The following is a 19,164-nucleotide window of genomic DNA, read 5'->3' on the forward strand; positions in this document are numbered from 1 at the left end:
TTCTCCTTTCTTTTATCTATCCCCTTGTTTTGATTTAAACGATGATTTAGCTAACACAATTACCGCTACTAGTAATAATATAATTGTCGTTAACATAATATAATGAATCCCGTTATACAAAATTTTTCTCATTGAAGGTAATAGTATTTTAGGTAATTGACCAGCAGTTTGAGAATTAGTTAATTTATTCATCATATGCATCGTAATTTTTCCATCACTTTGTTTAATACCTTTAAATAAATAGTGATTAAGAATTACACCATATATTGAGGACATAAATGTTTGGGCCAATATTCTAACTAAATATGCAAACGATGTTGCTACTGGAACGTCTTGTGTTTCTGCATCCTCTTGAACTGCAATCTGTAGGACGTTAAACGACAATCCTAATCCCAAACCTTCAAGAGCTCCCATTACCAATAAGAAAACAATACTAGTATTCACATTAGCAATCGACATACCTATAAAGCTGATTAAAAATGCGGCTGTTCCCAATCCAACAATTCCATTTTTACCTAATTTATTCTGATAAATTGGACCTATTTCTGAACCGATAAAATTAGTTATTGAACCAGGTATTTGTGTCATTCCCCCAATTAACGCACTTAATCCAAGAATTCCCTGAGCCCACATAGGAATATAAATATTGAAAGCTACAAATGATCCCCATAATAAAGCAAATAAAGAAAAATCTACCATCAGTTCCTTATTCTTAAACAATCGATCAGGAAGAATTGGATCACTAACTTTCTTTTCAACAAATGTTAAAGCTATTAATAAGCCAATACCAACTATTAATAAAACTCCTATTAACCAAGAACTCATTGAACCAATGAATTGGATACCAGTAAGAATAATCACTAATCCTAAAACCATTAATACTGCTCCTAAGTAATCAATATCTTTCTTATTTAATTTCTCAGGAATATTGAAAAATATTAGAACCAATAAAATTGAAATAATAGCTATTGGAATATTAATTAAAAATACCCAATGCCAACTTAATACTTCAACTAGCCAACCACCAACTAATGGACCCACAATAGATGCTGTACTAAAGCTTGCCGTTGCTATACCAATAACCTGTCCACAACGTTTTATATTTTTAAACATTTGGGCATAGATAATGAACGGAATAGTATTCATTCCACCTGCACCAATCCCCATCAATCCACGTGCAATGATAAATAAAATAATATTTGGAGAAATTGCTTGTAACAGGGCCCCAATACCAAATAAGGCCGTTCCAGTTACATAAGCAACTTTATTTCCTTTTCTTTCACCAAACTTACTCCAAAGTGGTGTAGATACCGCCATTCCTAATAAAAAAATAGCAATAATCCATCCCATGAATTGTAATCCATGGAGGTCACTAATAATTGCTGGTAATACTGTATTAACAATTGTGCCGTCAAGTCCTACCATGGCATTTGACATAAGTAAGGCAAGAGTAACTAGTATTTTCCTATTTCTACTCAAAATATCTCCTTTTCAAAAATGACCAATGGTCATCTTTTAACCGAAATAAACTTTATTCTTTATAACTGTTAAACCAATTTTTTAATTTAGAAGCTTCTTCTTTTTCCGAACTGTAAGAAGTCATTCTTAATCCCTTTTCTATTTTTAATTTTCCTCCGAATTTTTTAAAATCATCTTCATAGTTCTGATCACTACCAACACTTGTATAAAACGGAATAACTGTACCCTTGAATTCAGATATTTGTTCTAATAATGATCGAACTGGTGTAGAAACTAATCCACTCCATACGGGACCACCAATCAGTATTAGATCATAACCCTTTAAATCAGGTATTTTATTCATTAATGTTGGCAAATCATCTAACTCTCTCTGTTTCTTTGCAAGATCCGATGTCTCATTTATATTGTCAGAAAAAGTACCATTAGCCACCTTTAATTCCACTAGATCGCCATCAGTAACTTTTTGCATCAAGTTAGCTGCCTGAGCCGTTGTGCCTGACCAAGAATAATATAGAATCATTGTTTTCATAATTTTGTACCTCTGTAATTAATTTACGTATTTATTCTATGTCTTAGCAAATCATTTGAAAATTACTAGATGTATATGCTAGTATGCAAGTGGCGTATACTAAGAGGTGTTATTAATGATTGATAATTACTTATTGGAAGAACTCGTAACGTTTAAAGAATACGGAACTTTGGCCGCAACTGCAGAACATTTGATGGTTACTCAACCGACCGTTACACGAGGAATGCAAAAGTTAGAAGAAGAATTAGATGTCGAAATCTTTGACCGTCAACCTAATCGTATTTCACTAACCAAAACCGGTGAATTGGCAGCCAAGGAAGCTCAAAAGGTCATTGATCAAAACAACAGCTTTATTGATACCATACAAAAGTACGACTATAACCATAAGAACATCCGAATTGGTGCTGTTGCTCCGGGTCCTTTAATGCTGTTGCATCATTTGGATTCAAAACTACCTAACCAGAATATTGCTTTGGTTGATAAACTATTAGAACCTGAATCAGTTACTGAAGAATTATTGAATCATAATTATTCCCTTATCCTAACTAATCAAGAAATTATGACTGACAAAATTGAATCACGTTACATAGGAGCTGAAAAACTATCCGTGAATTTAAATCAATTTACTCTATTAGCTAATAAAAAATCGGTTTCTTTCGATGATTTGAAGGGACTAAGTTTCATTGTTATTTCTGATATTGGTATTTGGAAGAAAATCACTGAAGATCGTATTCCGGATGCAAAATTTTTATATCAGGATCAGCAAGAGGCTTTTCGCGAGATCACAAAATATTCTGACTTTCCTTATTTCACCACTAATATTTCTAAACTTAATCGAGACAGAAACTTTGAAGATAATGATCAGGTCAATGTTCCTATTAGCGACGAAGCAAGCAATGTAGATTTTTATGCAGCTTATTTAAAAACTCAAAAAAAGAACATCATTGCTGTTTTACAAACTATGAGTGATGCTTGGAGCAAATATTTAGACTAAAAAGATATCAATATCGACGACTTACTTAATGGTAATAAAAATTTTTTTGACTCATTCTTTTTTTATTCATGATGTACTTTCAAAACACCAATTGAAAAGATCATCGCAATCAATACTAAAACTGAAATCCAAATGATAGCATGATTGTATGAAACAATTGGCTGGACGTACTGACTTGTCAAGGTGACTATGATTGATAATCCAACTGAACCACCGATTTGATGTGCTGTATTAACAACACCGGAAGCTGAACCGCTCATTTCAGGAGTTGTATTAGCTACACCTGAAACTGTCAAGGGACTAAGAACTAACCCTTGACCAATTCCGATAACAACCATTGGCAAAGCGATTGCCGAGATATAACCTGATTGAACACCAATGATAGCTGAAGCAGTCGTTCCGATAAGAGTAATGACCATTCCACTCATCAAAAGTTTAGAATTACTAACCTTCAGTGACAAACGTGTCAAAACAGTTGCCATCAAGAATTGTGGAATCGTTTCAGGCAAAAATCCTAGGGCTGCTTGTAAAGGACTGAATCCATAAACACGTTGCATAGCTAAAGGAGTTAAGAAAAAATATGATAGTGCAAACCCTACATAAGCGAATCTAGCTAGATAAGCAAAACTTCTCTCTGGGTCTTTAAATAGAGTCAATGGCATGATAGGTTCTTTAGCACGTGTTTCTTGCCAAACAAACAATACCAAACTGATTACGGCGATTACTAAAGCCCCAAAACGATAAATCGTTCCATCAATACTATAGACTAATGCCGAGATACCAAATACTGACCAGACCGTACCCCATATATCGATTTTTTCACTGTAAGTTTTTTCAGATTCCAAATACTTTAATGATAGAAGAAACATTGCAATACCAATTGGGAAATTGAGGAAGAAACCCCAGCGCCATGAGAAGTAACTAGTAATAATACCACCAATAACCAATCCAAAGCTGGCACCCAAACCACCAGTTGCACCATAATAAGCAATTGCTTTGGTACGCATATTATCGGTATAGTTATCCATTAATAAAGCTAAGGTACTAGGGGCCAAAATTGATGAGCCAATGCCTTGAATAGCACGCATTGAAATAATCATTGCGGCATTAGTTGATAATCCAACAAATAATGAACTAATACTAAAAATAACTAGCCCAACTAAAAAGACTTGCTTTCTACCAAAGACATCTCCTGCTTTACCAGAGAAAAGTAATAAACCACCAAATGTTAAAGCATATGCATTCGTAATCCATGATAATACTTGAGTATTAAGTGACAGATCAGTTGCAATTTTAGCTGTACTTGTAAAGATAATTGAATTGTCCAAGAGAATCATAAAGTATGTTAACAGAATGATTGGTAAAGCAATTCCAAATTTTTGTTTATTCAAGATTTAACCTTCTTAATTTATTTTTTTTAACCATTTAATAAACCTCTGTTCAGTCTGTAGTGCGTGCGTATCTTCGACTGTGTAGTTGTTTAAAATTATTGTAGAATCCGGTGTTAGTTGATGTAATAAGTCCTGTGTATCACCAGATCCATAACCAGCATTCGTTGAGAATGAAGCTAGTCTTTTATCGGCTAATCGTGAACCATATTTTTCCAAGAAAGTGCGCATAGGGTTAGCCAACGTCATTGCCCAAATTGGATGACCTAACAAAATCGTGTCATATTTTGATAAATCAGGAATTTTTCCTTCTAATGTAGGCCAATCATGATTCTCACGTTCTTGCGTTGCTCGATTAACAGTTGTTTGATAGTCGGACGGATAAGGATTCGTGATGACTAGTTCATAAACATCCGTCTTGAGAATTTTTTGTGCTAGCCTAACTTGTTTCTCAGTATTACCACTTCTTGAGAAATAAATGATTATTGTTTTGTTTCCTTCTAAAATTCTAGTTGGTGCTTGGTTCTCATTAGTATCTTTGCCATCTGAAACGGCTCCACGTCCCATTGTTATCATATGCGTCCTCCTAATTATGACTTCAAGTCACTTTTTGCTTAAAAGAAAAACTTAGACCTTAGTCAAAGTTTTAATTGAGATACTCATTCATTAAAGCTGTTAATTGCAAATCACAAAAGGTTTTAATATCCTTCACTGGATCAACCGTATTCGGAGAAATACACCAACTGAGGACGATTCCGTAAACTTCCGTCATCAACAGCTTTGCCAAATCATTGATTGGAGTTTTATTTGAAAGCTTTTGTTCGGCAGATAACTTTTCTAGCAACTGTTGCAAAGAATCCAAATCAAATTCCCATTTTTTATAATTTTTCGGATCAACAATATAGCGTATCCATTGCCGAGCCATTTTATCTCCTGACTTAACGACAATTTGCAAATAATTTATTAAATATTTGCGAATAGCATCTTCCGGTTCTAAACCACCGAGTTCAGGAATCAGATTGTTCAAACTAGAAAGATGATTTTGGCTCAATGCCAAAGTGATATCCTCCTTCTTTTTGAAGTAGTTGTAAAAGGTCCCTTTAGCTACCCCACTAGCCTTAGTAATATCCTCAACTGACATCTTTTCGTAACCCTTAGTCCTAATTAATTTGTCAGCCGTCGCAATTAGTTTTTTTCTGGTGGCTTCAGCTGCCACCTGTCTATTTGTCATTTATCTCACCACACTATTTTTATTACGTAGAAAACTATAATTCTTTAATGACCTGAAGTCAATGACTTCGGGTCATATTTTTAAACTTTCAAAATCTGTTAAATTCTTAGTAAACTGGACGATTTTCACCTTGAGTATTCACATCTGACCATCTTGTAGTTCCAACGTCCAAATTCACCGGGAACTTCGTTGTACAATCCTAAAAAATTAGATTCAACTTATTAATTCTCCTAATAATTTGATTTTTATGTTTCTGCTTTGATTTATGAGTACATTATATATTCGTTTATTTGACTTGAAAATTACTAGATTGACATGCTGCTATACGCTATACGTATAGTATTCTTTACTAGAAACATGATAATGATCGTTAACTCTTTGATACTAAATGTTACATTAAAAAAAGTGTTGATTTTATAAAATATGGAAGGTATCCATACAATGAATCAACACTTTTGATTAATACTGACTAATAATTAAATTTCACATTACCCAATTGCTTAACTGTTTCAGGATTGCTCATATTGCCAAACAAACTAACACCTTCATCCAATGAGTTCATCTGTTCCATCTCTTTAGCAGATAACTCAAAATCAAAAATCTGTGAGTTTTCAATAATTCTAGATTCATGAACAGACTTAGGAATAACAACAATATTACGTTGGTTTAACCATCTCAAAATTACTTGACCATTTGTTTTACCATGGTTATCAGCAATTTTCTTGATTGTAGGGTTAGTAAAGATACCTTGTTTCCCTTCAGCAAATGGTCCCCAAGCCTCTGGTACAATATCATTATCTAATAACCATTGAACACGTTCTGGTTGGGCAAAGAATGGATGTAATTCAATTTGATCAACTGCTGGTTTGATTTCATTGTGCATCATCAAATCTTGTAATCTATCATTTTCAAAATTAGCTACACCAATAGATTTTAATTTTCCCGTTTTATAGGCATCTTCCATTGCTCGCCATGAACCATAAACATCGCCAAGTGGTTGATGAATTAAATATAGGTCAATATAATCCAAACCTAATCTTTTTAGTGAAGCATCAATAGCTTTTTGAGTATTTTCATAACCTGCATCTTGTACCCAAAGTTTAGTTGTTACAAAGATCTCTTCTCGATTAATACCACTTTCTCTGATGGCATCCCCCACAGCACCTTCATTCAAATAAGCTGCTGCAGTATCGATCAAATGATAACCATTTTTAAGTGCTTGTAAAACGGCCCGTTTACATTCATCGTAATCAGGAATTTGGAATACTCCAAATCCTAAAGTCGGCATTTCAATGCCATTGTTTAATGTGATTTTTTTATCCATATTTTTCTCCTAGTTTTCGTTTATTCCTACACTGGATCTATTATCTAATGTGGTATTTTCGCTTAATTTAACAACATAGTCAGCAATACTGTTTCTAGAAACATCATGTCCACCAAATGGTTCCCCTTTTTGCGTAATTTCATAATTAACAGGGCCGTTGGTATACCAACCAGGACGAATGATTGTATAGTTCAAGTCTGATTGTTCAATTAAATCTGCAGCTTCTCTGAATGGTCTTAAGATACTATTGCTATAGGGCTCAGGAGAATTACCTAACCAAGAAGGAATCTCTTGATAGATACCCATTGTTGTAATGAATACTAATCTTTGAACATTTTCTTGATCCATTACCTTTACAATATGCTTGGCAAATGTCTTCATATCACCACTTAAAGCCACAAAAATGAAATCCTGATTTTTTACTGCCAGTGCCAATTCAGTATCGTTTGTTACGCTTCCTGAAATAGACTTTTCCCTAGAATTATCTAATTTTAATCTATTGGCTCGTCTGGAAAATAACGTTAACTGAGCATCTGTTTCTCTTAAAAACATCTGTCTTACTGCATTGCCAATTGAACCGGTTGCTCCAATAATTAATACATTTTTCATAATAATATCTTCAAGTAATTTATTTAATATCTTCTGTATGCCAGATAAAGTTTGAATTACGTTCGGAAATCAACCACTTACCATCGACTTTTTGATACTTATCTTGGTATCTAACGCCCTCTTTAGTTGTAACTGTCTTATTTTCGTCGTTATTTTTGACAAGCACAACATAGTTATAGGCAACGCCATTAGCATGAGTTTCATCTACAAAATTAACTGTTTGTTGACCACTCATGTGAAATACGGCTGAATATTCGTCCATTGATGAACTGAAGGCATTAAAAATTTCTTTTCTTCCATTAAGAGTGAAACTGATTTTGCCATCATTAATAATGTTTACAACACCATCTTCAGTGAAGAGTGCTACCTGTTTATCGTTTTCCTTTGTATCTGAGTAATTTGAAAATAAATCTACTAGTTCCTTTAATTCAATACGGTCTGAAATTTCTTGTGTGTTCATAATATAAATACTCCTTAATTTTTAATAATTCTTGTTTACAAGTCCCATTATGGGGGCTCGACAGATATAAAAAAATGGTCAATATTTTTTAATTAGTTACTTATGCCACTGTTTTTATAAATGCGTGGTAATAAATTCTATCTAAGTTGTTTTTCTGGTTCTTTTCTTGTGAGATTGATGATAATAGCAACCACTACTAGGACAAATCCAATCAACATAATGGTATGGAGACTATTAAAGAGAATTGTTCTTAGTTGTGGTAGTAAATCTTGAGGTAAGGTCTTAGCAGAAGATGCATCAGTTAATTTATTGATCATTCGACTTGTTATTTTTCCTCCAACTTGACTGGCCGTACTAATACTCAAAATAGCTCCAAAAATAGCTGACATAAATGTTTGACCTAAAGTACGGAATAATAATCCAAAAGTTGTAGAAACACTGATCAATTCTTTTCTAACTCCATCCTGCAATGACACTTGCATCGGCGTAAAAGACAATCCCATACCAAATCCTTCAAAAGCACCACTAATTAATAACCACCAGTATGGAGAATATTGTGTCGCCATAATCATTGCTAATGCAGAAATGAAAATACTAATACTACCTATTATTACTATTCTTTTGTAAGAAATTTTTGGCATTAGTCTTGCTGTAAAACGTGTTCCTAACAGTAATAGAACTGATCCACCTATTTGAGTTAGACCTCCGTAAGTTGCATTAGTTCCAAGTAATCCTTGAGACCACATTGGAGCATAAACGCTATATCCAATAAAGAATCCATTAATCAAGAACATAATGACGTTTTGTGACTGAATTCTCCAATTCCTTAGTAGTTCAGTTGGAACTAGTGGGTTCTTCTTTGATGCTTCAATTCGATAGAAAATAACCATCAGAATTAAACCAACAATTAATAAGATCACAGCCCTAGTCATACTTGAAGCAATAGAATCACTAGCAAACAACAGAACTATTAAAGTAAGGATTAACATTCCTGAGCCTAAATAATCAAAGGACTTATCAATAGTTTCAGTTCTATTTTCTTGATAGGTAAGCTGCAACATCAATAGAGAAATAATTCCAATTGGCAAATTAATAAAGAAAACCCAATGCCATGATAGTGCATCGACTAACCAACCACCGATAAGTGGTCCAACTACAGTTGAAAGTGTATATGAAGCAGTTACCCAACCTAAGGCTCTTGCACGCTCTGAAGGATTTGGATAAATATCCGCGTAAATAATGAACGGAATAGAAACCATCCCACCGGCACCAATTCCCATGAAGGCTCTAGCAACAATCAACATTATCATGTTTGTCGACATGCCTCCGACTACGGAACTAATAACAAATAACATTAATGAAATTTGAAAAGTGAGTTTTTTCCCGATTATTTCACCAACTCGTCCCCATAAAACAGTGGTGACAGCAGTTCCTAATAGAAAAATCGAACTAATCCAACCAATCAATCTGATCCCGTTTAAATCACTAGTGATTGCTGGTAAAGCAGTGTTAACGATTGTGGCGTCTAAACCACCCATAAAATTAGCAATCAATAATGCGATTGTCGCGATTGCCATTCTTCTCTTTGTCATAAGTTTCCTCCCCTAATACATCTCGGCCTGTGATTTAATGATTTGCCACTGACCACTATTATTTTTTGTTAATTCGGTTCTTGATTGAAGGGGCCAAGTATTACGAAAGCCATAAATTCTAGCATCTAGTTCATTTCTCGAAATCACTAAAGCATTATCTCCATCTACTTCAACCTGCATTAACTTCTCTTTACTATTGAAGTAGTGCATTCTACCGATCTTAATTTGTTTCAACCATTCATCTTTGCTCTGGACAGCTCCGGTTATATGAATAAACTTTGCATCTGATGCAATTACTTTATTCAGAATATCTAAGTTACCATTGACCATACTTGATACTTGTTGTCGAACAACTGTCGCTACTTTTTCTTCTTCACTAATTTTTGTTGTCATAATTAATGCCTCGTTCCTTTGCGATGAGTTCATTATGCAACGACTGATGATTCCAAAAAATGGGCAATGTTTTCCAATTAGTGACATAAGTAACCCTTTCAACAAAAAGGTGTCATAAAATCACGAATTATTGAAATTTTGGTAAAAAAAACAGACGTCTCTACAAATCAACGTCTGTTTTCTATTTATTCATTTTTAAAAAATTATCGACTCCACCTTGCATTAAGGCAATTGTTGCATCAATGACATCATCTATTGGTTCTTTTTTACCATTATCAACCCACTGTTTGTAGACGCTAATTCCAGTCTGTTCTACATATCTTAATAAGATTTGTTTTTTCCAATCGTCAAGTAAATTAAACTCTTTGGACTGTCCCCAAGTTGGATTCATTACATTGTCGATCATCTGTTTACGAATACCTACATATCCACCTACAGAGCTGGAAGTGATTTTATCATAGGCTTCGTCCTGTTTAGCAGAATATATAAAGAAGGCACGAACACTTTTAGCTAGGTCTCTAGGGTATTGAAAATTTTCAATCTCTTTTAAGTATTCCTTAGCATATTGGGCTTGCATTTCAGCTAGCAAATCATCAAGTGTTGGGTAGTATCTATAGAATGTTTTTTTATTGATTTGTGCTAACTCCGACAATTCCTTGACAGTAATTTTTTGATATTCTTTTTCGCAAATCAGCTTTTCAAATGCTTTATATATGCTTGAAATTGTTCTTTGAACACGTAGATCTTCATAACCAGTTAATTTCATTTGGTCCCCCCACTTACTGTTATTTCAAATAAAAACCAACACGTAGTATTTTATCTTTTACAATTTATTATTATATACGTTTTATTAATTTCTGATGATTAAAGCGTGTTGGGCGAACCGGAAATTTTGTTCCTTAAAAAAAAATAAGCAATCAAAACTTAAATGTTCTGATCGCCTATTTGTCATTGTTAATTTAATGATAATTGATTTTGTTGAATCCAAGCATTGGTACCAATACGGTACATCTTAACGTTGGTTGTAGGATTAGTAGCTCTGCGATCAACAATCCATGAAGAACCAGATGCTACTGTGTATCCATCATAAGCCCCACTGTCGTTGTAAACTTTGGCAGTAGTTGTAGCTGTAACAGTTGTTCCGGATAAGAACTTAGCCCATGGTAGAGCATCGTCAGCAGCAACAAATCCGTTAGTACATACATGATAGAAGAAGTTACCATCAATAATTGCAATAATATCTGAAGCCCATGAAGTATCAGGTCCTAAGGCAAGATCAACACGTTTATTACCATTACGATCGTAAATAGGTGTCATCTTATTCTTAGTAGTTACGCCACCTCTTATATCAGCTACAGCATAGTTGTCACGGTTAGCATAATCAGCATTTGTACGACCGGCATCGGCAATATCATACTTAGAAACGTTGGAATAGTCATTTTCATTAGTTAAGTAGTATGAATAAATATCTGAGGCATTGTACTTACTATGAGCTGCTTGATCATTACCCATTTCTTGAGAAAAGTAAACCATACCATCAGAACCGACACTTACACCGATACCAACATAGTTGATATATGGATTAAGCATGTTCTTTCTGTGACCATAATTAGGTTCTGGATCGTACATTTCACTATAAAACTCATGTGTAATCTTTTGAGCAATAGTGGTTGGATCAGATGTACCTAACATTGAATATGGCATTTGAGCAATATTCTCTTCGGCATCCAAGTAATATGGATACATGTTAGCTGAATTCCAGCCGGCATGATTATCCACCCCTGTACTTGTGAAACCATCAGTTCTTGATTGAGCATAATTGTTCAATGCTGTTACAGGACTTAAAGTTGATAGACCATTTTGTGCACGTAGACGATTTAACTCATTCAACATAGCAGTCTTAACGGCAACGATATCAATACTATTGTAAGTCGATTGCGTTTTGGCAGTCGCTGTAGAAGCAGTTGTAGTGTCGTTGTTAGTTGCATTTGTTGTATCATTAGATGGTGTCTTAGTTGCCGGATTAACAACCTGATTGTTTGTATCACTATTGTTATTTGTAGCAGTTGATACACTTGTACCAGTATCAGTAGTTGTAGTGTCACTGTTAGTTGCAGTAGTGCTTGTTACAGAAGTATTATTGCTGGCATCAGCTGATGTTGTGTCAGCATAAACAATATTTCCTCCCAGACTAGTTGCAAGTAATGCACTTGCGGCTACTAAAATAGCTGCCCTCTTTGTTTTAGAAAACATGATACTCCCCTTTTCCTTGTGAAAATAATGGTTACACTCATTTTAACTCAATGAAAGCATTTATAAAGCATTATTTATAATAAATATTTTATATTATTTCGGTAAAATAAAAAAGCCATATGGCTTTTAGTTATGCTTTATCAAAATCCTTGATCCAAGCAATGGCCAATGCATCTTTACCTAAATGAGCACCGATGACAGGTCCAAAGTATGAACGATCTAGTGTAATATCAGGGTATTTCTCATGTAATTCGCTTGCCCATTGATCCCCGTCACTTTTATCGTCAGCATCGATTACTAACAGACGTAGAGGATATGGGGCATCATTCATAGCCGCAGCTAACTTTTCTTCAGCTTTTAACTTGGCTTTTTTCATGGAACGAACTTTATCATAAGCAACAATTTTATGAGAATCATCGTCAAATTCTAGTAATGGTTTAATATTTAACATGGTTCCAATAACAGCAGAAGTATTTGATAATCTTCCACCTTTAACTAAGTTCTTTAAATCGTTTACCACAAACGATTCACCAATAGAGCTTCTTAAATCATCAAGACGTTCAAGAATTTCACTAAGTGGTTTATCTTCCTGAGCCATTTTAGCTGCCTCTTGAGCTAAGTAGCCCATTAGGCGTACAGTGATATGGGAATCATAAACGACAACATTGATATTATCAATTGTTTGAGCGGCACTCTTGAGATTGTTAACAAATCCCGAAATAGTGCTTGCCAAATGAATCGAAATTACGGTATCATAGCCTTCTTTAGCCAGCTTATCGTACACGTTCATCATTTCACCAATTGAAGGTTGAGCCGTTGAGGGTAATTCTGGTGATTCATGTAAGAGTTTGTAGAATTGAGATGTAGTAATATCAATATCTTCACGGTATGTTTTAGTATTAAATACTACCTCTATCGGCACAACTGTTATATTATATTTATCGACTGTTTCTTGTGGCAAATAAGATGTACTATCTGTTACAATGGCTATTTTCATAAATTATCAATTCCTTGTTTGGTTACGTATAATGATTGTATAACCATTAGATTATATCATATTCAATCAGGTTTATATTTGTTACACTGCAAAAGTTTCAGAATTTATCATGTAATATAGAGAGGAAGTCAAATATGTCCTTTGACGGAATGTTTACCCATGTGATGGTAAACGAATTGAATCAGAACCTCCGCGGCGGTAGAATTGCTAAAATTCAACAACCGTTCGCTAACGAATTGATTCTTACAATTAGAAGTAATCGCAAGAATCAACAATTGTTATTATCTGCTCATCCCTCATACGCAAGAGTTCAGATTACAGGTCAGCCATTTGCTAATCCTGCTAAACCCTCAACTTTTGTTATGTCATTAAGAAAGTATATCACTAGTGCTATCGTTCAAGACTTCAAGCAATTGAATAATGATCGTATCGTAATCGTAGATTTAAGTGCAAAAAATGAATTAGGCGATATTCATGAATATCGGTTGATTACCGAAATTATGAGTCGACACAGTAATATTTTCCTTGTAAACAAAGAAAATGGAAAAATAATCGACCTAATTAAACGTGTTTCTCCAGAAAATAATAGTTTCCGAGGACTCCTTCCCGGGGACGATTATAAGTTACCGCCTGCACAGAATAAAATCAATCCATTTTCAACGAAAAATGAAAATCTTCAAGATTTATCAGCCGCTGATATTCGTCAAAAATACGAAGGTATAGGCTTAGATACTTCACAAGAGTTAGAAAAGTTTGCGGAAACAGGTAAAACTTTAGATGACTTCATAGATTTGTATGAAAATCATTTAGCACCTAACACAGCCAATTCTAATGACAAACATAAATTAGGCTTCTTCCCAATTACTTTTGGTAATACCACGACAGAAGTTAACGCTTATGCGAGTCTAAGTGATCTTTTGGATAATTACTATCTGGACAAAGCTCGGGTAGATCGAATCGAACAACAAACTAAGAGTATCACTCACCGTTTGGATATCATTTTGAAGAAAGATAAATCCAAGATTAAGAAATTGAATAAACAGTTATCACAAACTGATGTGATGGCTAAGTACAATCTTTATGGTGAATTGTTGACGACATATATGTCACAAGTTAAACGTGGTTCCAGTTCAATTGTTTTGACTAACTATTATAATAATGAAGAAGTTAAAATTAAATTGAATCCAGAGTACTCCCCTTCTGACAATGCTCAACATTATTATAAAAAATATCGTAAACTTCAAAACTCTATTCCTCATGTTCAAGAACAGTTGGATATCACTACAAATGAAGTTAACTATTTGGAATCAGTTTTGGCATCCCTTGAATATGTAGATATTGAAGATGTTGACGGTATCGTTGATGAATTGATTGATTCAGGTTATATAAAAAAGAAGCGTCGTAATGCTCGTAAGAAACGTAAGAAGCATGTTGGCGAAGATTTTCAATCATCAATGGGTGTTGATATTACCGTTGGTAAGAACAATATCGAAAATGATCAATTGACAATGAAATTATCACAGAAGAATCATTATTGGTTCCACGTCAAAGACATTCCTGGTTCACATGTTATTTTGAAAACAAGTGATCCAGATGAACAGTCAATTACTGAAGCAGCAACGATTGCGGCTTATTATTCTAAGGCTCGTGATTCAAGCAAGGTTCCAGTTGATTATGTCAAAATCAAGAATATTCGTAAACCTAATGGTGCCAAGCCAGGTTATGTTATTTTTGAAGGTCAAAAGACGATCTTAGTTGATCCTGACCGTCAGTTAGTAGCTGATTTAAAAGTTAAATAAAGTAAAAAAGATCGATAACTCAATTTTTAAGTTATCGATCTTTTTTTATCCCAAATTCTTTAATTCGTCTTCCATTTCTTCTTTATTTAACAATTTATAACGCTTATCGTCAATTGTTAGAAGATATTGTTCATCAAAATTATTGAACATTTCCTCAAGTGATAAATTGTCACCAATTTTATTACCAAGTAATAATTTAACCAATGTATCAATAACATGAACAGAACTTGCTAACTCATGTCGAATAATGTCATTAGTCATGCCACGATACTTTTTAGTTACTAACCAGTGATCCTTTTGCTTAATCAGTTCAAAATTATAAATTGCTACTTGATTTTCATCTTCAAGCTCTTGGGCAATCAATTGAGAAAACTCATTATAGTTTTCAGGTGTCATGAAGTTGTTAACGGAACTAACTTCATAAAGATGGTTATTCTTCTTAGTTCGGTAAATTACCGATGGCACTAGGAAGTTCTCACCGTCAGAAACCACCATTACTCTGGCAGAAGTATCAGCTTGAAGATCAATATTTTTAATCTCCTGAGCACTAAACTGAAATGCCCGCTTATCATCGTTATCAATTAAATTCTTTGATAAATCGATAATGTTTAAAATACTATCATTAGGAATTAACTCTAAAGATTTCATTTCCATGTAAGGATCATCAATTTCAACAATTTTTCGACGAATAGCTAACGGTGCATTCCAAGGCTCACGACCAATAATGATAGGCTCCAATCCATTCTGGTCAATTGACTTAGCTAATTGAAACAAAACAAATTGTCTGATAGTTGTATCAGTTTTTGAAGTAATTATTGGTGTGCGTACAATAATTTTTTTGCGGTCGCTTAACTTCAATTCATTGTTGATACCGGCAGTAACAAAGTAATTGTGATTAGGATAATCTTTATTAGCCACAGATATAGAAGTTTTATTTTTTACAACTGATTTAGTAACAATATCAGAACTATCTAATAGTAGCTTACTGTGTCCTACTCCTTTGACACCCATCTCTACCATACGTTCAACATTATGACCATCAATTTCGCCTTCACGGATAATAAGACTGTTATCAATAATGTTTTGTAAAGCCGTTAAATATGGCATATTGATGCCAGTAATTTCTGATAAAACTGGTTTTTCAAAGTTACGACGCATGGCTTCCATTAGAACATCTAACATCCAATTGGTAGGATGAATAATCTTTTCAAATAACTCGTCATCGTCTAACTTGCGTAATTGTTCATAGCGGTCAAAGTTATTATTTAACTTATCATTAAGTGCTCCCTTATTGAGAACCTCCTCGAGACTAAAACCATTGACAATGATACTGGAATTAGATGTCTTGCTAGGGCCTAAATACTTTTGACCAGGGGTATTCCACTGTGGGAAGCGTGAAGTAATGTGATCGACAAATGGTTCAGTTGCTCCATTAAAGAAATTACCTGCATCAAGTTGTAGTTTATCCAAATGGAAACCAACACAAAGTTCCGCTACGGCAGTAGCAACGGGATAACTTGTTGCATATTCTAAAAATTTAGTTTCTTCACTTAAACGAGGAATGAATTCTGTAATATAGCATTCATTAGTAGCGTGGTTATAAGCAAAATGGACCGTACAAACACCAACGATATTAAAAACTCGAGCTAGTTTAATTGAGTAATTTCTTAAACGTTGCAATTTTGAATCATTTAAAGAAATTGCTGGGGAAATTAGATTTGAGTCCAGATGATGAATACCTATTGGTTCGATATCCTCAATTGTACCAACTAAGGATGAGTTGTCGAAACTATCTCGCAAAATAGTAAAGGAATATTCACTGAATCCTCGAATACTTCTTTCAATTTCAATTTTGCTATCTTCTAAATCATCTAAGGCCATGAAATTATCTAGTTCAAAAAGATTATTGATATTAGTCCAACCACTTGAATGACGATTAGAATAGCGCCTTCTAGCAATAATTGGAAAACCGATTGAACGAATGAAGCTATATATTTCTTTTTCGTCATCTGAAGAAATAAAATTAATAACTGGTAATTTGGCTTTGTTTAAACGTTTAATAAATAAGTCACGCTTGAAAGTGGCCAAAGAAGAGGCATAATTAGCTCCTAAAATCTTAGTACTACCGATCTTACCATTTAAACTAGAAACGATTCCTAAGGCGTTACGGTCCCCAACAGTAGGTAAAATAGCATCGGGATGATATTTCTGAACAAATTTAAGTACATTATCACCACTGACTTTTTCAACAATCGTTTTGTCAAAGAAGGTTCCCGAGGAAAGTAATGACGTTGGATCTTCAACAATGATTGAAGTTTTATATCCTAATTGATGCAAAATATCGACTGTATCATAAAGCGCAGTTGATAAATCAACATTTTTATCGCTAATAGTTGGGCCGATGATTAGAATCGTATGTACTTCATTTAATTCCATTGACTTCCAGCCCCCTCTTGTTGTTTCACTGAATCAATTAAATCGATAAACTCATCGAAGACATAATAACCGTCGGTTGGTCCTGGTGCGGCTTCTGGCTCAAATAGTACACCCATGATTGGTAGATACTCATGACGAATTCCCTCAATAGTTCCATCGGCAACACAAATGTTGGTAACGATAAAATCAGATGAACCAATGTATTTTTGATCCAAAGTGTAGGAATGATTGTGATTGACAAAATCAATTTTGCCACTGGCAACTTCTTTAACAGCTAAGGACGATTCGTGATGTGGGGTTGTTAATTTCTCTATTTGGCAATCATTAGCTAAGGCTATTAATAGATTACCGAGACCAATTCCCAAGATTGGATATTTTTTTTGTAAAATTTGAATATTCTTAATGACATTAGGCAAATCCTGTGGATTACCTGGTCCATTAGAATAGATAATACCATCAGGATGTAAGTTCTCAATTTCCTTTGCCGTGGAATTGTAATTAACAATAATTGAATTACAGTCACGATAGGACAATTGACGTAAGATAGAGTACTTGAGTCCTAAATCGACAATAACAATTTTTCGTCCCATGTTGGGATTTGGATATGACTGGCGAGTAGAAACTCTTTTGACTAAATCAGGTGGTAAAACTAAAGCTTTGATTTGATCAATGGCGTGCTCATCATGAGTATCCATAATACTGGCTTTCATTTCACCATGTTCAGCAATGTGTCTCGACAAAGCTCTAACATCGACGTTCTTGATACCAGGTATTCTCAAACTAGTAATCCAATTTTCAAATGAAACCGAATCATCAACCGTTGAGATACTTGATGAACCAATAACAACGCCCTTACACTGTGAATTGATAGATTCATAAAAATCTCGGTTAATTCCTGAGCTACCAACAGAAGGAATTGTGAAAGCAATAATTTGACCCTCGGCATTAGGATCGGTTACGGATTGTTCAATTCCAGTACGATTATTTGATATTACCAATTGTCCCGTGGTAATGATAGAAGATCCGAATCCTTCTCCAGGAAACACAGTTCCGTCTTCTAAAATTAAATAACGTTTCATTCTTCAGCAACTCCTCAAAAATTGTAGTTATTCGATTTCGATCTTATCTTCTCCATCGATTTCTTTCATTGAAACTTTGATTTTTTCCTTTTGAGAAGTTGGGATATTTTTACCAACAAAATCTGCTCGAATTGGTAATTCGCGATGTCCACGATCTACTAAGACAGCCAAAGAGATTTTCTTAGGACGACCTGCACTCATCAAAGCGTCCATAGCTGCACGGATTGTACGACCAGTGTACAAAACATCGTCTGTTAAAATAATATGCTTGTTATTGATATCGATATCCAAAGGTTGTGTTTTCACGTTAGAAATATCTTTTTCTTCATGAGTTTTATCATCACGATAAGGTGTAATATCGAGTTCAGCAACGGGAATTGAGATGTTTTCCAATTGTTTCAGTCGTGATTCAATACGATGAGCAACAAAGACACCGCGTGTTTTGATTCCAACAAGAACTAAATCTTCGATTCCTTTGTTTCTTTCAATAATTTCATAAGTTATACGTGTCAAAGCCCTGGTCATTGTTTGACCGTCAATAATTTCTTTAGCCATATTTTTCCCTACTTTCAAAAAAGCACTCACAAAGTGAGTGCTTCAA

At 34.4% G+C, this 19,164-nt stretch carries 18 protein-coding genes; 2 read left to right on the forward strand and 16 right to left on the reverse strand.

Annotated elements, in window-relative coordinates:
- Nucleotides 1–12: 12 nt before the first annotated feature.
- Together ATN92_RS09330 and ATN92_RS09335 are read right to left on the reverse strand one after the other, a co-directional pair.
- Nucleotides 13–1,479 (reverse strand): MFS transporter, encoded by a 1,467-nt coding sequence (locus ATN92_RS09330; protein ID WP_056952482.1) that lies wholly within the window; start codon nucleotides 1,477–1,479, stop codon nucleotides 13–15.
- A gap of 52 nt (nucleotides 1,480–1,531) precedes the next feature.
- Nucleotides 1,532–2,008 (reverse strand): flavodoxin, encoded by a 477-nt coding sequence (locus ATN92_RS09335; RefSeq protein ID WP_056952484.1) that lies wholly within the window; start codon nucleotides 2,006–2,008, stop codon nucleotides 1,532–1,534.
- Nucleotides 2,009–2,123: 115 nt separating this feature from the next.
- Here ATN92_RS09335 and ATN92_RS09340 point away from each other — a divergent pair, with 115 nt between their 5' ends.
- Entirely contained in the window at nucleotides 2,124–3,002 is an 879-nt protein-coding gene (locus ATN92_RS09340; protein WP_056952486.1) for a LysR family transcriptional regulator, read from the forward strand.
- Between the two features lie 62 nt (nucleotides 3,003–3,064).
- On the opposite strand, the gene ATN92_RS09345 is transcribed toward ATN92_RS09340, so the two are convergent.
- The 11 genes from ATN92_RS09345 to ATN92_RS09395 form a co-directional block, all read right to left on the reverse strand.
- On the reverse strand, nucleotides 3,065–4,393 hold the full coding sequence (locus ATN92_RS09345) for an MFS transporter (RefSeq protein ID WP_082604528.1): 1,329 nt from the start codon (nucleotides 4,391–4,393) through the stop codon (nucleotides 3,065–3,067).
- A 12-nt stretch (nucleotides 4,394–4,405) separates the two neighbouring features.
- The gene (locus ATN92_RS09350) at nucleotides 4,406–4,966 is read right to left on the reverse strand and encodes a flavodoxin (RefSeq protein ID WP_056952488.1); all 561 of its coding nucleotides are present in this window, start codon (nucleotides 4,964–4,966) and stop codon (nucleotides 4,406–4,408) included.
- 70 nt (nucleotides 4,967–5,036) lie between these two features.
- Complete coding sequence (locus ATN92_RS09355) at nucleotides 5,037–5,621, reverse strand: TetR/AcrR family transcriptional regulator (RefSeq protein WP_056952490.1); 585 nt, start codon at nucleotides 5,619–5,621, stop codon at nucleotides 5,037–5,039.
- Between the two features lie 469 nt (nucleotides 5,622–6,090).
- Nucleotides 6,091–6,945, reverse strand: a complete 855-nt coding sequence (locus tag ATN92_RS09360) for an aldo/keto reductase (RefSeq protein ID WP_056952492.1) — start codon at nucleotides 6,943–6,945, stop codon at nucleotides 6,091–6,093.
- Between the two features lie 9 nt (nucleotides 6,946–6,954).
- On the reverse strand, nucleotides 6,955–7,554 hold the full coding sequence (locus ATN92_RS09365) for an NAD(P)H-binding protein (RefSeq protein ID WP_056952494.1): 600 nt from the start codon (nucleotides 7,552–7,554) through the stop codon (nucleotides 6,955–6,957).
- A 19-nt stretch (nucleotides 7,555–7,573) separates the two neighbouring features.
- Nucleotides 7,574–8,014, reverse strand: coding sequence for a nuclear transport factor 2 family protein (locus ATN92_RS09370; RefSeq protein ID WP_234032564.1), 441 nt, complete (start codon nucleotides 8,012–8,014; stop codon nucleotides 7,574–7,576).
- A gap of 137 nt (nucleotides 8,015–8,151) precedes the next feature.
- Nucleotides 8,152–9,606: an MFS transporter gene (locus ATN92_RS09375; protein WP_056952498.1), complete on the reverse strand. Its 1,455-nt coding sequence runs from the start codon at nucleotides 9,604–9,606 to the stop codon at nucleotides 8,152–8,154.
- 12 nt (nucleotides 9,607–9,618) lie between these two features.
- Nucleotides 9,619–9,999, reverse strand: coding sequence for a nuclear transport factor 2 family protein (locus ATN92_RS09380; protein ID WP_056952501.1), 381 nt, complete (start codon nucleotides 9,997–9,999; stop codon nucleotides 9,619–9,621).
- A 181-nt stretch (nucleotides 10,000–10,180) separates the two neighbouring features.
- Entirely contained in the window at nucleotides 10,181–10,765 is a 585-nt protein-coding gene (locus ATN92_RS09385; RefSeq protein WP_056952503.1) for a TetR/AcrR family transcriptional regulator, read from the reverse strand.
- Nucleotides 10,766–10,953: 188 nt separating this feature from the next.
- Nucleotides 10,954–12,252, reverse strand: a complete 1,299-nt coding sequence (locus ATN92_RS09390) for a CAP domain-containing protein (protein ID WP_056952505.1) — start codon at nucleotides 12,250–12,252, stop codon at nucleotides 10,954–10,956.
- A gap of 130 nt (nucleotides 12,253–12,382) precedes the next feature.
- Nucleotides 12,383–13,249, reverse strand: coding sequence for a DegV family protein (locus ATN92_RS09395; protein ID WP_056952507.1), 867 nt, complete (start codon nucleotides 13,247–13,249; stop codon nucleotides 12,383–12,385).
- Between the two features lie 134 nt (nucleotides 13,250–13,383).
- Between ATN92_RS09395 and ATN92_RS09400 the strand changes: the two genes are divergently transcribed.
- Nucleotides 13,384–15,048, forward strand: a complete 1,665-nt coding sequence (locus ATN92_RS09400; RefSeq protein ID WP_056952509.1) for an Rqc2 family fibronectin-binding protein — start codon at nucleotides 13,384–13,386, stop codon at nucleotides 15,046–15,048.
- A gap of 45 nt (nucleotides 15,049–15,093) precedes the next feature.
- Here ATN92_RS09400 and ATN92_RS09405 read toward each other — a convergent pair whose 3' ends face one another.
- The 3 genes from ATN92_RS09405 to pyrR are packed head-to-tail and all read right to left on the reverse strand — an operon-like array spanning nucleotide 15,094 to nucleotide 19,118.
- Nucleotides 15,094–17,484, reverse strand: a complete 2,391-nt coding sequence (locus ATN92_RS09405; RefSeq protein ID WP_056952511.1) for an ATP-binding protein — start codon at nucleotides 17,482–17,484, stop codon at nucleotides 15,094–15,096.
- A complete protein-coding gene (locus ATN92_RS09410) occupies nucleotides 17,475–18,563 on the reverse strand; it encodes a carbamoyl phosphate synthase small subunit (protein WP_056952513.1) in 1,089 nt (362 codons plus the stop codon). Before ATN92_RS09410 ends, ATN92_RS09405 begins: the two co-directional genes overlap by 10 nt.
- 27 nt (nucleotides 18,564–18,590) lie before the next feature.
- Nucleotides 18,591–19,118 (reverse strand): bifunctional pyr operon transcriptional regulator/uracil phosphoribosyltransferase PyrR, encoded by a 528-nt coding sequence (gene pyrR, locus ATN92_RS09415; protein ID WP_025086016.1) that lies wholly within the window; start codon nucleotides 19,116–19,118, stop codon nucleotides 18,591–18,593.
- Nucleotides 19,119–19,164: the final 46 nt, after the last annotated feature.

Source organism: Companilactobacillus bobalius (assembly GCF_009764355.1).

Excerpts from the sequence above, each read along its gene's own strand:
- ATN92_RS09350 (WP_056952488.1), bottom strand. The coding sequence starts at position 4,966 with ATGATAACAATGGGACGTGGAGCCGTTTCAGATGGCAAAGATACTAAT.
- ATN92_RS09390 (WP_056952505.1), bottom strand. The coding sequence starts at position 12,252 with ATGTTTTCTAAAACAAAGAGGGCAGCTATTTTAGTAGCCGCAAGTGCA.
- ATN92_RS09370 (WP_234032564.1), bottom strand. The coding sequence starts at position 8,014 with ATGAACACACAAGAAATTTCAGACCGTATTGAATTAAAGGAACTAGTA.
- ATN92_RS09380 (WP_056952501.1), bottom strand. The coding sequence starts at position 9,999 with ATGACAACAAAAATTAGTGAAGAAGAAAAAGTAGCGACAGTTGTTCGA.
- pyrR (WP_025086016.1), bottom strand. The coding sequence starts at position 19,118 with ATGGCTAAAGAAATTATTGACGGTCAAACAATGACCAGGGCTTTGACA.
- ATN92_RS09385 (WP_056952503.1), bottom strand. The coding sequence starts at position 10,765 with ATGAAATTAACTGGTTATGAAGATCTACGTGTTCAAAGAACAATTTCA.
- ATN92_RS09355 (WP_056952490.1), bottom strand. The coding sequence starts at position 5,621 with ATGACAAATAGACAGGTGGCAGCTGAAGCCACCAGAAAAAAACTAATT.
- ATN92_RS09340 (WP_056952486.1), top strand. The coding sequence starts at position 2,124 with ATGATTGATAATTACTTATTGGAAGAACTCGTAACGTTTAAAGAATAC.
- ATN92_RS09395 (WP_056952507.1), bottom strand. The coding sequence starts at position 13,249 with ATGAAAATAGCCATTGTAACAGATAGTACATCTTATTTGCCACAAGAA.
- ATN92_RS09405 (WP_056952511.1), bottom strand. The coding sequence starts at position 17,484 with ATGGAATTAAATGAAGTACATACGATTCTAATCATCGGCCCAACTATT.
- ATN92_RS09360 (WP_056952492.1), bottom strand. The coding sequence starts at position 6,945 with ATGGATAAAAAAATCACATTAAACAATGGCATTGAAATGCCGACTTTA.
- ATN92_RS09335 (WP_056952484.1), bottom strand. The coding sequence starts at position 2,008 with ATGAAAACAATGATTCTATATTATTCTTGGTCAGGCACAACGGCTCAG.
- ATN92_RS09375 (WP_056952498.1), bottom strand. The coding sequence starts at position 9,606 with ATGACAAAGAGAAGAATGGCAATCGCGACAATCGCATTATTGATTGCT.
- ATN92_RS09410 (WP_056952513.1), bottom strand. The coding sequence starts at position 18,563 with ATGAAACGTTATTTAATTTTAGAAGACGGAACTGTGTTTCCTGGAGAA.
- ATN92_RS09400 (WP_056952509.1), top strand. The coding sequence starts at position 13,384 with ATGTCCTTTGACGGAATGTTTACCCATGTGATGGTAAACGAATTGAAT.
- ATN92_RS09365 (WP_056952494.1), bottom strand. The coding sequence starts at position 7,554 with ATGAAAAATGTATTAATTATTGGAGCAACCGGTTCAATTGGCAATGCA.